This is a genomic window from Aidingimonas halophila, from assembly GCF_900106955.1.
Lineage (GTDB): Bacteria > Pseudomonadota > Gammaproteobacteria > Pseudomonadales > Halomonadaceae > Aidingimonas > Aidingimonas halophila.
The window spans coordinates 29,009-42,887 of the sequence record NZ_FNNI01000008.1 but is presented as its reverse complement, the minus strand read 5'-3'; the positions used below and the strand labels follow the sequence as shown (position 1 = coordinate 42,887).

The following is a 13,879-nucleotide window of genomic DNA, read 5'->3' as shown; positions in this document are numbered from 1 at the left end:
GGTCCGCCCCTTGGAAGGGCCGGCGTACTTATCTGACGCAAGAGCGCTTACGCCATGACCACACGCATCGAACATGATCTGTTGGGCGAACGCGCCCTCGCTGCGGACGCCTGGTACGGCATCCAGACCCAGCGCGCGCTGGAGAACTTCCGCATCACCGGCATCCCGATCAGCCACTTCCCCGAGCTGGTACGGGCACTGGCCATGGTCAAGTCGGCCGCAGCCCACGCCAACCGAGAACTCGGCGTGCTCGAGCCCCGCAAGGCCGAGGCGATCCAGGCTGCCTGCGCCGACATCCAGGACGGCGCACTGCACGACCAGTTCGTGGTCGACCTGATCCAGGGCGGCGCAGGCACTTCCACCAACATGAACGCCAACGAGGTGATCGCCAATCTGGCGCTGGCCAAGCTGGGCCACCCCAAGGGGGCCTACCAGCATCTGCATCCCAACGACGATGTCAATCGCTCCCAATCGACCAACGACGCCTATCCCACCGCCGCCTGCCTGAGTCTGCAGTTCGCCGCACAGCCCTTGATTACGGCCATCGGCGAGTTGGGCGAGGCCCTCCAGGAGAAGGCCGTGGCTTTCGCCGACGTGGTCAAGATGGGGCGCACCCAGCTACAGGATGCAGTGCCGATGACACTGGGCCAGGAGTTCGAGGCCTTCGCAGTGAACCTCGGCGAGGACATCGATCGCCTGCAGGAAGCCCAGCGGCTACTCTGCGAAGTCAACCTGGGTGGCACCGCCATTGGCACCGGCATCAATGCGCCGGCACGCTACCAGGCGTTGGCCGTCGAGCACCTGGCGCGGCTGTCCGGCCGACCGCTGGTGCCGGCATCACACCTGATCGAGGCTACCTCGGACATGGGCGCCTTCGTCTTCCTGTCGGGGATGCTCAAGCGCTTCGCCATCAAACTGGGCAAGCTGTGCAACGACCTGCGCCTGCTCTCGAGCGGGCCGCGTACCGGGCTCGGGGAAATCACTCTGCCCCCCGTACAGCCTGGTTCCTCGATCATGCCCGGCAAGGTCAACCCGGTGATCCCCGAAGCGGTGAACCAGACGGCCAATCAGGTGATCGCCAGCGATCTGGCAGTGACCCTGGCCGCCGAGGCGGGGCAGTTACAGCTCAACGCCATGGAGCCGATGATCGTCTACAACCTGCTCAACGCCATGCGCATGCTGGGCGAGGCTTGCCATATGCTGCGCAGCCGCTGCATCGTCGGCATCGAGGCCAACCGCGAGACCTGCGCCCGGCACGTCGAACACAGCATCGGTGTAGTGACCGCGCTGGTCCCGCACATCGGCTACGCCAACGCCACGCGCATCGTGCGGCAGGCCCTGCACAGTGGCGCCACGATCCGCGAGCTGGTGATCGCCGAAGCGTTGCTGGATCCCGCCCGGGTCGATGCGCTGTTGAGCCCCCAGGCCATGCTGGCCCCCTCGACGGAGGCCTAAGCATGTCACGCCTGTTGATCCTCTACACTGGCGGCACCCTGGGCATGCAACCCTCGTCAAAGGGCTATGTGCCCTCACGACGGTTCGCCGAGCAGTTGGATGCAGCACTGGTAGCCCAGCCGGCCAACCGCCTGCCCAACCACGATCTGCAGACCCTGCATCCGCTGATCGACAGCGCCGACCTGGCACCTGTGGCATGGAATCGGCTGGTTGCCACTCTGGCCGAGGTCTGGACGAGCTACGACGGCTTCGTGATCCTGCACGGCACCGACACCCTGGCCTACACCGCTTCGGCGCTCTCCTTCCTGCTCGGCCCGCTGGACAAGCCGGTGGTGTTGACCGGCGCCCAGATCCCGTTGGGGGAACCACGCAGCGATGCCCTGAACAACGTCGTTCTGGCCATGCAGGCAGCCGGGCATTCGCGCGCGCCCCGCGAGGTATGCATTGCCTTCCACGACCGCCTGCTGCGCGGCAACCGCGCACGCAAGTGTCGCACCCAGGGTCTGGATGCCTTCGACTCACCCAACGCCCCCTGGCTCGGCGAGGCAGGCATCGCGCTACGCCTCAACGGTCTCCCGCCACTCCCGGTCGGTACTCCCGACCTGACCCCGGCCGACTTCGAGGCGGGGCGCACCGCCGTACTGCACTGCCACCCCGGACTGTCACCGCGACAGGTCACCCGGCAGCTCGACGACCCACAGCTCCAGGGCCTGGTGCTCATGACCTACGGTGTCGGCAACCCTCCCGGACTCGACGGCCAGTTGCTCACCTGCCTGCGCCAGGCCACCGAGCGCGGCCTGGCTATCGTCAACGTGACCCAGTGCGGCCAGGGCATGGTGCAGCAGGGAACCTACGCGACCGGCCGGCAACTCGAGGACGCCGGTGTCATCGCCGGACGGGATCTCACCCCCGAGGCGGCGATCACCAAACTGGACGTGCTTCTGGCTCGCGGGCAACGCGGCCAGGCACTGCGTGACGCCCTGTCCCGCCCGCTGCGCGGCGAGATGTGCGCGCACTAGTGTCAACGCTGTTGCGTCAATCCCCCATGTGGCCCAGCAAGTCGGCTTGTACGACCTCGATCCAGTAGCCGTCGACGTCCTTGACGAACACGACATTCTGCATCTTGCCCTGATCGGAGCGTTTGATGAATTCGACGTCATTGGCATCGAACCAGGCTTCGGCCGCTTTCAGGTCCGGCACCGAGAAGCAGATGTGCCCGAAGCCCTGGGGTTCGGCGTTGCCATCATGGTATTGCAGATCCGGATCGTCCTCGCTGCCCCAGTTGTGGGTCAGCTCCAGCAGCCCCTTCTGGCTGAAGGTCCAGGCGGTGCGCTGGGCGTCGTCCTCGGGCACATCGTCGTCGGCTTCCAGCTTGGCCAGGAAATAGAGCGTGAACTGCATCTCCTCGAAATCCAGGCGGCGCACCACGCTCATGCCGAAGACTCGAGAATAGAAGGCCAACGCCTTTTCAGGGTCCTTGATACGCAGCATAGTGTGATTGAGCCGGAACCCTTGCGATTCGGCAGTCGGTTGCTTCACGCCGGGATGCTGTTCTCCGTTGAAGCTCATTCGGACTCTCCTCGTGTCAGTTGAAAGGTGATGCCATCAGCGACGACTCGCCAGGAAGATGGGGATGATACCTGCCGGTTACCACCCCTATCATCGTGATACCGATCTATACCGTGCCCTCCTTCATCAGTTCACCGATATGCTCGGCCTGACGAATCGCCAACGAGACGATCGTCAGGGTCGGGTTCTCCGCCGCCGAGGTGGTGAACTGGCTGCCATCGGAGATGAACAGGTTGGGGATATCGTGGGTCTGGCCATAGCTGTTGCATACCCCCTCCTCGGCCTTCTCGCTCATCCGGCAGGTCCCCAGGTTGTGGGTCGAGGGATAGGGCGGCACTTCGTAGACATCCCTGGCGCCCACCGCCTTGTAGAGGTTGCTGCCCTGACGGTAGGCATGTTCCCGCATGGCGACGTCGTTGGGGTGATCGTCATAGTGGACATTGGCCACCGGCAGGCCATGCGAATCCTTGGTCTCGCTGAGTGTGATGCGGTTGGTCTCGCGCGGCATGTCCTCGCCCACCAGCCACATGCCTGCCATATGATCGTATTGATCCAGTGCGTTGGTGAACTTGTGCCCCCAAGCACCGGGGTCGAGGAAGGCGGCCATGAAAGGCAGGCCCAGGGACAGCGTCTCCATCTCATAGCCGCCGACGAAACCACGCGCGGGATCATGACCGGATTCGTCGGCGATGATGCCGGCCATGGTCGTACCGCGATACATGTGCACCGGTTCATCGAAGGTCGCGTAGACCGAGCCGGTCATGTGGCGCATGTAATTGCGCCCCACCTGACCGGAGCCATTGGCCAGCCCATCGGGAAACATCGAACTCTCGGAGTTGAGCAGTAGACGCGGTGTTTCTATCGAGTTGCCGGCCACCGCGACGAGACGGGCTTTCTGACGCTGTTCGTTGCCATCGGCATCGAAATAGACCACTGCGGTCACCTTGCCACTATCGTCGTGTTCGATCCTGGCCACCTGCGCCTCGGGCCGCAGCTCCATGTGGCCGGTTTCGATCGCGGCCGGCAGTTCCGTGTAGAGCGTCGACCACTTGGCGCCGGTCGAACAGCCCTGGAAGCAGAATCCCCGCTGCTGACAGGCCGCACGGCCGTTGCCACTCACGGTGTTGATCGCCATGTGGCCGGTATTGCAGTCATAGCCCAGTTTCTGGGCACCGGCATACATCACCTTGAAGTTATTGTTGCCGGGCAGCCCCTTGTTGCCATGAGTCCGCGTCACACCCATGCGCTTCTCGGCGTTGTCGTAATAGGGGGCGAGATCGTCATAGCTGAGCGGCCAATCCAGCAGGTTGGCGTCGGCCACTTCACCATAGTGCGACAACGCTTCGAATTCGTGAGGCTGGATGCGCAGGCTGGCGCCGGCCCAGTGCACGGTGGTACCGCCGACGGCCTTGACGATCCAGGCCGGCAGGTTGGGGAAGTCCCGAGCGAGACGAAAGCTACCCGAGGTGGTGCGCCCATCCAGCCAGGAGAGCTGGCTGAATGCCGCCCACTCATCGGCGACGAAATCCCCACGCGTATGGATGGCTCCCGCTTCCAGTACCACCACATCGATGCCCTGCTGAGCCAGCTCGTTGGCCAGAGTGCCGCCGCCGGCGCCCGAGCCGATGATCACCACGACATTGTCGTCATCATGATCGAAGGTCTTTTGATTGTCGGTCATGGCCATGATGGAATCTCCTCACGTGTTCTGGGCTTCAGGCTCTTCATCCGGCAGGTAACCACCCTCCGGCTTGGGTGGATCGGGCAGCCAGGTCAAGTCATTGAAGCCATTACGCAGATAACCGGCATTGCCTTCCTCGCCCTGATAACCGAAATGGGCGAAAGCCAGTTCGTTGTCGTAGAGGGATACCACGGCATTGGCACGCACCTGTTCGAAGAAGTCGCTCTCGGCCAGCGGGGCCAGTACGGCCATGCGCGCTTCCTCATCCAGGGCCAGCCAGTCACCATCGGCCTCGTCATCCAGTACGGCCAGACCGTCACTCAAGAGGGTATGGACAGCGTCATCCTCGCCGGCCATCCGGTCGAGATCCTTGACTACATAGGCGTAGACGGCATCTTCCAGTCCCCGGTGAGGGAAGATGTGCCTGGCGACGGCCAGCAGCATGTCGCCTTGGCGTGAATCGAGGGTATCCAGTGACATTGCCCAACTTCGCGACGGCGCGAGAAGCGCTATCGGTCCTGAGGCGAATGCCAGGGTTCCGGCGATGACCCCGCCACTGCTCTTGAGGAAGACGCGGCGGGATAGCGGTGTTGTCAGCATGGCGGGTTTCTCCCATCTCGGCACGCCGCATGGACGTGACGATTATTGTTGTGTCCACGAATGCCACGATGTCACGACGGCATCTGATTCGAGCGTATGCCCGGGGAGGAGCCAACAGGTAACAATGGGTTACTACTTAGCCTAAGGTCTGATGACATTGATCTTGCGAGCGGCGTCCGGTCGCTCTTGGCTCTGGCCCGATCGGTCGGATGAAGCTAATGTAAGAAGTGAGTCCCGCTGAGTCGAAGAGTGTTCGCCATGTGTCATGTGTATGCCTCTACTGATCCCAGCCGCTATGAAAGCACCACCCGCTCGGTGCGCTTGCAGGGCTGCGTGACCAGTGTGCGTCTCGAAAACGAATTCTGGGAAATTCTCGACGATCTGGCCGCTGATCAGGGAATGTCGACCGGTCGTTTCATCAGCAAGCTTTACGGTGAAGTCATCGAGGACAAGGGCGAAGTGCCCAACCTGGCGTCGATGCTGCGGGTCGCCTGCGCCGTACACCTGCATCTGCGTGCTGGATCGACGCCGGAACCCGACGCCACGGCATCCCTGAGTCAGCAACTGGCCTGATGCCACGCTCCACGGAGGCGGTCATGCAGGCCAGGGACTGGCAACTGTGGTTATTCCTGATGATGCTCGCGCTGCTGACCGGCTGTGCGGGCCAGGCCACCATTCCGCGCGATGACAGCCGCCACGCCGAGGACCTTTCCATCGAGCGGGCACTGATTCTTTCGCGGGCCAAACGGGCCATGGGGACTCCCTACCGCTGGGGTGGCACGAGCGAGTCGGGATTGGACTGTTCCGGCCTGGTCCAGATGAGCTACCAGGCTGCCGGCATTGCCGTACCGCGCTCCTCCGACGCGCAGTACCGTGAACTACCGAGTGTCGAGACGGCACGGCCGGGCGACCTGTTGTTCTTCGCGACCGGGAAAGGACGCGGCAAGGCCAATCATGTGGGCATCTATCTCGGTGACGGACGGATGATTCACGCCCCGGGCCGAGGCCGACAAGTCACCACCACCTCGCTGGACATCGATTATTGGCAGAAACGCTATCTCGGCGCTGCCGGCCCGGCCCCGTGACACCGTTTCATGAAGTCGGACGGCGTTTCAGCGTCGTGCGTCGCTCATGGTAGGCGATTGCCAGCCCGCTGCCGATGATGACCAGTGTCCCGACATACACCCACAGGTCCGGTACTTCGCCCCATAACCACCAGCCGAGCAGCACCGCCCAGACCATGGCGGTGTAATCGAGCGGTGCAGCCAGCGCTGCCGGAGCATAACGGAATGCCAGGGTAATACAGGCCATGGCACTGACACCGAAGATGCCGGAGCCCAGGAACCCCAGCCAATGGATAGGCCAGGGTATGGTCCAGACCCAGGGAAGTAGCACCGCCGTGATGAGCAACGGCACCAGGGTGACATAGAACACCATCGCCCAGAGGTATTCACGCACGCCGTACCGACGCGCCGTTATCATCAGCAGTGCATAGCACAGCGCCGCCCCGATCACGACGAAAGCGCCCGGATGAAACCCCGCCACACCCGGACGCACCACGATCAGCACGCCCAGGAAACCGACGATGGCGGCGATCAAGGGCAAACGGTCGACCTTCTCTCCGAGCAGGGGCACCGATAACAGTGTCACGAACAACGGAGCCGCAAACGCGATGGCCGTCGTCTCGGCCAGTGGCAGCATCGTCAGGCCGAACACGAAACAGAACATGGTGCCGGTCGCGATCAGCCCCCGGATCAGGTGCACGCCGGGTCGACGCGTCGTCAACTTACGCAGGCCGCCGTTGAAATGGGCGATCAAGGCGATCAGCGGTACCGATATCAGGGTACGGAAGAAGATGATCTGAACCGGCGAATGCACCTCGCCCAGCCACTTGGAGATGGCGTCCCCCACCGACAGGCAGAACACGCCGGCACACATCCACAGAATGCCCCGCAGCGACGGTGACATCGGCCCCTCCTTGCTGCTCCGAATGAATGACCGTCGCCTAACATAACTGACCCGGGACGTCCTGGCGATGCCCGGGACCTGTCCGATAGCAGGAGAGGAGCCATAGGCTCGTCAATGGTCAGGAATTGACGGCGCAGCGAGCGATGGTATCCGCCAGTTGATCGATCAGCCGGGGATACAGCGACGGCCCCAACTCTAGATCCACACCCAGCGGATCGATGACTTCGGAGGTGCTGACGTCACTATCGCCGAAGACCGTCTCGACCAGCTCCGGATTGAACTGAGGCTCGCTGAAGATGCAGTCGACATCCATCGCGTCCACACGCTGTTGCAGTTCCTTGATCCAGGCCGGGCTGGGATCCGAAGCGTCACCTAGCGAAATGGCACCGACTGCCGATACCCCGAAGCGGTTCTCGAAATAGTGGTAAGCGTCGTGGCTGTGGCACTCAAGGTCGTGGGGGTACTGCTGAGCGCGGCGCTGCTGATCATCCCCGCTGCCGCGGCATCGTGGGCGTGCAAGCTTTCAGCATGTACGACACGTATCTGAAAGCCATCCACGGCAGCGTGGTCACGTAATCCATGGTGGAGGCGGCGTACCGCATCCTCACAGAACATCAGGTTGTCGCCAAATTCGTCGCCGTGCAGCAGCGCGAAAAATTTCTCTGGATGGAAGGGACGTCGGGCACGATACGTGAAGCTCGAGATACCATACTCTTCGGTCTCGGGAACATGCTCGCCTCGCATTTCCGGGAGCCATCCCGGTGCCTGACTGGCATACTCGAAACTGAAGCGACCGGTATCGAGGACCTTGTCCAACGGCACCTCACCGTGGCTCATGGAAATCACTTCCGCCTGCGAATTGAGCGAACGCAATATGGCCTCGAGTGTGGCTAGCGGCTGGATGATGACTGACGTAATAACGACAACTGTACCTGTCGACACGACTGGTATGTCGAAAGGTCGAGCCTACCATCAAGGTTAGCGGAGCACCCTTGGAGTTGCCGAACCCTCTGTCGAGTCATATCGTTCGGGTACGATACGCCTACCCCCATCCCCTTCAAGGCCGAGTGGAGAGACACATGGTGGAACCCCCAGCGAACTCGACACGAAACCTGCTGATCACCGGCTGCTCGAGTGGCATTGGCCATACCGCGGCCCATGCTATGGCGGCACGCGGCTGGCGAGTGTTTGCCACCGCCAGGAAGGACCACGACGTCACACGGCTCAAGGAAGAAGGACTCGAGGCACTGCAGTTGGATCTGGCAGATAGCACTTCGATCGAAGCCGCGGTGGCAGCAGTCAGGCAGCAAACCGGTGGAATACTGACGGCACTGTTCAACAATGGCGCCTACGGCCAGCCCGGCGCGGTGGAAGATCTGACACGAAACGTATTGCAAGCGCAGTTGGAGACCAACCTGCTCGGCACCCATGAGCTAACCACCCGCGTGTTGCCGATGATGCGCGCCCAGGGCCATGGCCGTATCGTGCACAACAGCTCGGTACTCGGCTTCGCCGCCCTGCCCTATCGTGGTGCCTACGTGTGCTCCAAGTTCGCCCTCGAAGGTCTCACCGACACCCTGCGCCAGGAACTCGATGGCAGCGGAATCCATGTCAGCCTGATTCAGCCCGGCCCGATCACCAGCCGCTTCCGCGAGAATGCCCATCGCGCCTTCAAGGCGAATATCGACACGACAAACAGCGCCCATGCAAAGACTTACGAGAAAGTGGAAGCACGGTTGGCCAACCCGGCCGGCAAGGCCCCCTTCACGCTCGATGCCGACGCCGTGGTGGAAAAACTCATTCACGCCCTGGAACACCCGCGCCCGAAGCCCCGCTACGCGGTCACCGTTCCCACCCACTTGTTCGCCGCACTCAAGCGAGTATTAAGCACCCGAGGAATGGACCGGGTGCTCCTGCGCTCGACACGGGGTGAGCGGGAATGAGCTCGACTCGCATCGACCATCGCTGAACGATTACCTGACGACCATGCAGTCGATGCCCTGCTGGAAGAGTTGTTCACAGGCCTGGCGCGCTTCCCGCTCTTCCATGTCGACCAACCGGGCACGGAACACCTTATGCTGATCGGCAGCCCCTTCCGTGATATCCACGGTCGGCTGCAGTGAATCCTGCAGGTAATCGGCCGCCTGTGACGCCGTGTTGCGGGCCCGGCCGGGATCCTCGAAGGCACCGACCTGAACGGCCCAGTCACCACCGACGGCAGCCTGGCTCTCCGATTGGGAAATCAGGGCCATGATCGGGTCATCAGAGAGGCGTGTGTCACTCCCGGTCATGATGTCGTCAGCCGCTTGGGCATCGCTGCCACTTGCCGCAGCGAAGGTATCTTCGTCATCAACGGAGGTGGCGCCTTCGCCGGCCAGACCATCATCCGTGTTCCGCGCTGCGTCAGAATCGGAGACGCCGGCCGTTGCTACACTGATGGGATCTTCGGCGTCGATCAGTTCGGCCATGCGGACGGGCGCCGACGCCGGTAACGGTTCGACATTGCCCGAGACATCGGCACTGGCAACCCAGTCATTCCCGGTCGCCATAGACGCTCGCATGAAGCCACGATCGAGCAACTCCGCCATGTGGGCATCGCGTGACTGGGCGGTGAATCCTCCCATGACGACAGCAATAAGACGCCGTCCTTCGCGAACCGCGGACGTGGCCACATTGAAGCCTGACGCATTGATATAACCGGTCTTGAGCCCATCGGCGCCGGCGTAGTTCTTGAGCAAGCGGTTGTGACCGTTATGGGTCTTGCCCTTATAAACGAAACTGGTTCGGGAGAAATGGTGGTAGTACTGCGGGAAGTCGTTCATCAACCGCACTGACAGGATCGCCATGTCACGTGCCGTGGACACTTGCTCGGGATCGGGGAGACCGGACGGGTTACGGAAATGCGTGGATATCATATCCAATTCCCTGGCCTTGGCATTCATCTGGCGGGCGAAACCCGACTCGCTGCCGCCCAGGGCCTCCGCCACGACAGTCGCCACATCGTTGGCCGAACGAATCACCAACGCAGGAATCGCCTCGCGTACCGTAATACTGCTGCCCGCCGGTAGCCATAACTTGGACGCCGGCTTGGAGGCTGCATAGCTCGAGACCGGCAGCGCTTGATCGGGGGTGACTCGCCCCTCCTCCAGGGCCTCGAACAGCAGATACAAGGTCATCATCTTCGTCAGCGATGCCGGATAGCGTGTCGCAGTGGCATTCTCGCCATGGAGAACTTCGCCGGTGGCCGCATCGACTACAATGGATGCATAACGCGGATTCGCGGCCTGGGCCGATGTCGCCAGCCCGAGCATCAACGTTGTGATCATCAATAGCATGAAGGGTACCGCTGTCAGATACCCGACGCGCGAACGGGGTCGTCCTTTCATCTTTTGTTATCTCCCGATCGTTCCCTGCTGCATCAACACCATGACGCATAATAGAAGCATTATGGGCATGTATGGCAATCTGTCCAGCGAAAGACAGGACCAATACGGCTCCAGTTCTCCCGTTCACGAAGGAATCATGCCATGAGCGATACCCCGCAACTACTCTGTTTCGCCGGCAGTGCCCGTCGTCAGTCCTTCAACAAGCGCCTGGCGCACCTTGCCGCCTCCCGCCTGGAAGCGCATGGCGCCGACGTGACACTCATCGATCTGGCCGACTACCCCATGCCGCTCTACGATGGCGATCTGGAAGCGGAACAGGGAGTCCCGGAACCGGGGCAGCGACTGAAGGCCCTATTCCGTGACAGTGACGGCTTCTTGATCGCTGCTCCTGAATATAACAGCAGTCTTGCCCCGTTGCTCAAGAACACTCTCGACTGGATATCGCGGCGTGAAACGGCCGAGGAACCGCCATTGGCGGCGTTCCGTGGCAAAGTGGCCGGGCTTTGCGCAACGTCTCCCGGCGGTTTTGGTGGCCTGAGAGGACTGGTGCCTTTGCGGATGATGCTTGGCAATATCGGCGTACATGTTCTGCCGCAGCAACTCGCCGTGGCTCACGCCAGAGACGCCTTCGATGATCAGGACAGTCTCGCTGACGAGCAGCACCGGCAAACGCTGGACGCTCTCTGTGCCGAACTGGTCCGCGTATCGCATCAACTCAGACAATGATGCGCTTCCCCGTCAGACAGACGACCTTCGCATCAATGGGTGCACCATTGCCTCGTGCTTATCGGCCAGCAACTTGCGCCACTCAGCAACAGAAGCAACCGGCAAGCTCTCGACTCGTAACGTCAGAGCGTGTCATCGATGGTCAAGGTCACCCCGTAATCGCGGTCGATATTCCGGCAGTTCCACTCGGAATTGCAGCCCAGTCCATCATTGACCCGCAGGTACCAGGTACCGGCGGGCAACTCCGTCTCGATGCGGAAGTTTCGCCCTTCCCCGCTATGCCAGTCACGCGCCACGACGTCACCCTCGTCATCGAGCAGCTGACCATTGGGCGCCACCGAAGCCATCCGGCCCAGGGGAATATAACTTTCCAGAACGATACTGGCCGGTTCGTCCAGAGTGAAAGTGAACACCTCGCTCCCCGGCCCCAGCATACCCTCGTACGGTTCACCGGGCATCAAGGGGGTCGCCCGTTGCTCTAGCGATCCGGAGGCACACCCCGCCAACCCTACCGCCAACAGAATCGATATCGTGACTCGTGCCCAGCGTGGCATTTTGGCTCCTCCTCATGATGATAACCGCTCCCCATGAGACCACGAGGAGCGGTTGTCGATTCAGAAGCTCTCCGAGGGTGTCAGAAGGCTTCCCACTCCGATTTACGCGATGCCGCCATCGGTGTACTCGGTGCCGTCAGGGCCGGGCGCGATGCAAACGACGATCCAGTGCCCTGTCGTGCCATCGCCCTATCGATTGACTGATGGGATGCCTGCTCATCAAGCCGGAAGCCGGCCATGGCATCCAGCAACCGACGTGCCTGCTCACGCAGGTTATCCGACGCACTGGTACTCTCTTCGACCAGTGTCACGTTCTGTTGAGTGACCTGGTCCATCTGAGTCACCGCTTCACCGACCTGTTTCACGCCGACACTCTGTTCCTGGTTGGCGTGACTGATCTCGTTCATGATCTGTGTGACACGCTGGGCCGACGCCACCATTTCCTGTGTGGAATGGCCGACCTGCTCCGCCAGGCGCGCCCCTTCCTCGACCTGGGCCACACTACCGCTGATACGCTCTTCCACTTCCTTGGCAGCCTCGGCACTGCGCTGGGCCAGCTGGCGCACCTCACCGGCGACGACCGCAAACCCGCGTCCCTGTTCACCGGCCCTTGCCGCTTCAACCGATGCATTCAGTGCCAGAATGTTGGTCTGAAACGCAATGCCATCGATCGTGGAAACGATGTCGGAAATCTCTTTGGAGCGTTCGTTGATCGCACGCATGGAATCGACCATCCGGTTGACGACATCGCCGCTTTCGTCAGCGGTCCGGGATGTGTTGACCGCCAGTTCATCGGCCTGACTGGCATGTTCCGCATTCTGAGAGACCGTCGTACTCAACTCTTCCATGGCCGATGCCGTTTCCGCCAGCGCACTGGCCTGCTGCTCGGTCCGCGAGGAGAGTTCGTGATTGCCTTGGGCAATCTGATCGCTGTTACTGGCCACGGCCTGAGCGGAGGCCCGCACCCGCATCACGGTCTGCTGGAGCTGTTCGGACATCGTCACCAAACTTGCCATGATACTGCGGGTATCGCCTTTCTTGAGGCGTGCGCGGGTCATCAGGTCTCCCTGACCAACCGCCTCGGCGAACGCGCGGACCTCATTAGGCTCGGCCCCCAACTCACGCTTGAGCTGGCGAGTCTGCAACCACGCCACTCCCATGCCGATCACTAACGCACCACCACACAGGGCCAGCATGAAGATCTGAAAACCTTCGGCCAGATCGCGGGCCACCGCGGTTTCCGCCTGGTTCATGTCTTCCTGCAGGTCGATGAAGACATTGATGCGATCCAACCATTCGCTGAAGGCGGGTCCGGCGCTGGACAACAGGACCTCACGAGCCTCATCGGTCTCACCCGCCTCACGCAGATTCACGATCTCACGTGCCAACGGCATGGCCTCACTCTGGATGGACTGGATAGCTCCCAGCGCGTCGCGTTCGTCACGGGTGATATCATCACGCTCCGCGAACATCGTCTCCATGCCCTCGGCAGCCTCGCGATAGTCCGCTTCCAGTGCCTCGATATCGGCCAGCAGCGCATCAACGCGTTGCTCATCCTCGACCAGCGTGAGATCACGGAGGGCGATGGCACGGTCGTGCACACTCCCGCGGAAGTTGATGGCAAAACGCTGTTTGACCGCATTCACGTCATTGATCATCTTCATTCCGCGGTCGATCTCGTTGACCTGATAGACCCCGATAGCGGTCACCAGGATCATCAGTGCCAGCAGGATGCCAAAGCCGCTCATCAAGCGAGCACCGACGCCCATGTTATTGAATCTTGAGCCAATCCAGTTCACGTCTGCGCCTCCACGTCAGGTTATTATGACCCGACAAGGGCGCACATGCGGCCAACCTGGCGGGTATGGGAGACAGGTTGTACCAGAACGCTACAATTGTACAACTTTAGTGCGTAACAATTTGTTCTCCTTGTTTTCATT

At 61.6% G+C, this 13,879-nt stretch carries 13 protein-coding genes and 2 pseudogenes; 6 read left to right on the top strand and 9 right to left on the bottom strand.

Going from position 1 to position 13,879, the window contains the following annotated elements:
* The first annotated feature begins 54 nt into the window (after positions 1 to 54).
* Both BLW01_RS15515 and BLW01_RS15510 read left to right on the top strand, forming a co-directional pair.
* On the top strand, positions 55 to 1,455 hold the full coding sequence (locus BLW01_RS15515) for an aspartate ammonia-lyase (protein WP_092571348.1): 1,401 nt from the start codon (positions 55 to 57) through the stop codon (positions 1,453 to 1,455).
* 2 nt (positions 1,456 to 1,457) lie between these two features.
* Positions 1,458 to 2,474, top strand: coding sequence for an asparaginase domain-containing protein (locus BLW01_RS15510; RefSeq protein WP_092571346.1), 1,017 nt, complete (start codon positions 1,458 to 1,460; stop codon positions 2,472 to 2,474).
* 16 nt (positions 2,475 to 2,490) lie between these two features.
* Here the strand turns inward: BLW01_RS15510 and gloA are convergent, their stop codons facing one another.
* The 3 genes from gloA to BLW01_RS15495 form a co-directional block, all read right to left on the bottom strand.
* Complete coding sequence (gloA, locus tag BLW01_RS15505; protein ID WP_092571344.1) at positions 2,491 to 3,024, bottom strand: lactoylglutathione lyase; 534 nt, start codon at positions 3,022 to 3,024, stop codon at positions 2,491 to 2,493.
* Positions 3,025 to 3,130: 106 nt separating this feature from the next.
* Complete coding sequence (locus tag BLW01_RS15500) at positions 3,131 to 4,711, bottom strand: GMC family oxidoreductase (RefSeq protein ID WP_092571342.1); 1,581 nt, start codon at positions 4,709 to 4,711, stop codon at positions 3,131 to 3,133.
* A 12-nt stretch (positions 4,712 to 4,723) separates the two neighbouring features.
* Positions 4,724 to 5,305 carry a tat (twin-arginine translocation) pathway signal sequence gene (locus tag BLW01_RS15495; RefSeq protein WP_092571340.1) on the bottom strand — a complete coding sequence of 194 codons (582 nt, stop codon included), beginning with the start codon at positions 5,303 to 5,305 and terminating at the stop codon, positions 4,724 to 4,726.
* Positions 5,306 to 5,563: 258 nt separating this feature from the next.
* On the opposite strand from BLW01_RS15495, the gene BLW01_RS15490 reads away from it, so the two are divergent.
* Positions 5,564 to 5,878, top strand: a complete 315-nt coding sequence (locus BLW01_RS15490; RefSeq protein ID WP_092571338.1) for a ribbon-helix-helix domain-containing protein — start codon at positions 5,564 to 5,566, stop codon at positions 5,876 to 5,878.
* The gene (locus BLW01_RS15485; protein WP_229806526.1) at positions 5,878 to 6,390 is read left to right on the top strand and encodes a C40 family peptidase; all 513 of its coding nucleotides are present in this window, start codon (positions 5,878 to 5,880) and stop codon (positions 6,388 to 6,390) included. The genes BLW01_RS15490 and BLW01_RS15485 overlap by 1 nt, the downstream gene beginning before the upstream one ends.
* A 7-nt stretch (positions 6,391 to 6,397) precedes the next feature.
* Here the strand turns inward: BLW01_RS15485 and BLW01_RS15480 are convergent, their stop codons facing one another.
* From BLW01_RS15480 to BLW01_RS15470, 3 genes and pseudogenes are all read right to left on the bottom strand, one after another.
* The gene (locus tag BLW01_RS15480) at positions 6,398 to 7,273 is read right to left on the bottom strand and encodes a DMT family transporter (protein WP_092571333.1); all 876 of its coding nucleotides are present in this window, start codon (positions 7,271 to 7,273) and stop codon (positions 6,398 to 6,400) included.
* Between the two features lie 118 nt (positions 7,274 to 7,391).
* Positions 7,392 to 7,658 (bottom strand): annotated as a pseudogene (locus BLW01_RS15475) (metal ABC transporter solute-binding protein, Zn/Mn family); the annotation flags it as partial.
* Positions 7,646 to 8,167: pseudogene (locus tag BLW01_RS15470) on the bottom strand (GTP cyclohydrolase, FolE2/MptA family); the annotation flags it as partial. The pseudogenes BLW01_RS15470 and BLW01_RS15475, both read right to left, overlap by 13 nt.
* Before the next feature lie 185 nt (positions 8,168 to 8,352).
* Here BLW01_RS15470 and BLW01_RS15465 point away from each other — a divergent pair.
* Entirely contained in the window at positions 8,353 to 9,216 is an 864-nt protein-coding gene (locus BLW01_RS15465; RefSeq protein ID WP_092571331.1) for an SDR family oxidoreductase, read from the top strand.
* Positions 9,217 to 9,246: 30 nt separating this feature from the next.
* Here the strand turns inward: BLW01_RS15465 and BLW01_RS15460 are convergent, their stop codons facing one another.
* A complete protein-coding gene (locus BLW01_RS15460) occupies positions 9,247 to 10,659 on the bottom strand; it encodes a D-alanyl-D-alanine carboxypeptidase (RefSeq protein ID WP_229806527.1) in 1,413 nt (470 codons plus the stop codon).
* Positions 10,660 to 10,800: 141 nt separating this feature from the next.
* Here BLW01_RS15460 and BLW01_RS15455 point away from each other — a divergent pair, with 141 nt between their 5' ends.
* A complete protein-coding gene (locus BLW01_RS15455) occupies positions 10,801 to 11,385 on the top strand; it encodes an NADPH-dependent FMN reductase (protein WP_092571329.1) in 585 nt (194 codons plus the stop codon).
* A gap of 122 nt (positions 11,386 to 11,507) precedes the next feature.
* On the opposite strand, the gene BLW01_RS15450 is transcribed toward BLW01_RS15455, so the two are convergent.
* Together BLW01_RS15450 and BLW01_RS15445 are read right to left on the bottom strand one after the other, a co-directional pair.
* On the bottom strand, positions 11,508 to 11,939 hold the full coding sequence (locus tag BLW01_RS15450) for a hypothetical protein (RefSeq protein WP_092571327.1): 432 nt from the start codon (positions 11,937 to 11,939) through the stop codon (positions 11,508 to 11,510).
* A gap of 80 nt (positions 11,940 to 12,019) precedes the next feature.
* The gene (locus BLW01_RS15445) at positions 12,020 to 13,738 is read right to left on the bottom strand and encodes a methyl-accepting chemotaxis protein (protein ID WP_139243943.1); all 1,719 of its coding nucleotides are present in this window, start codon (positions 13,736 to 13,738) and stop codon (positions 12,020 to 12,022) included.
* Positions 13,739 to 13,879 lie beyond the last annotated feature (141 nt).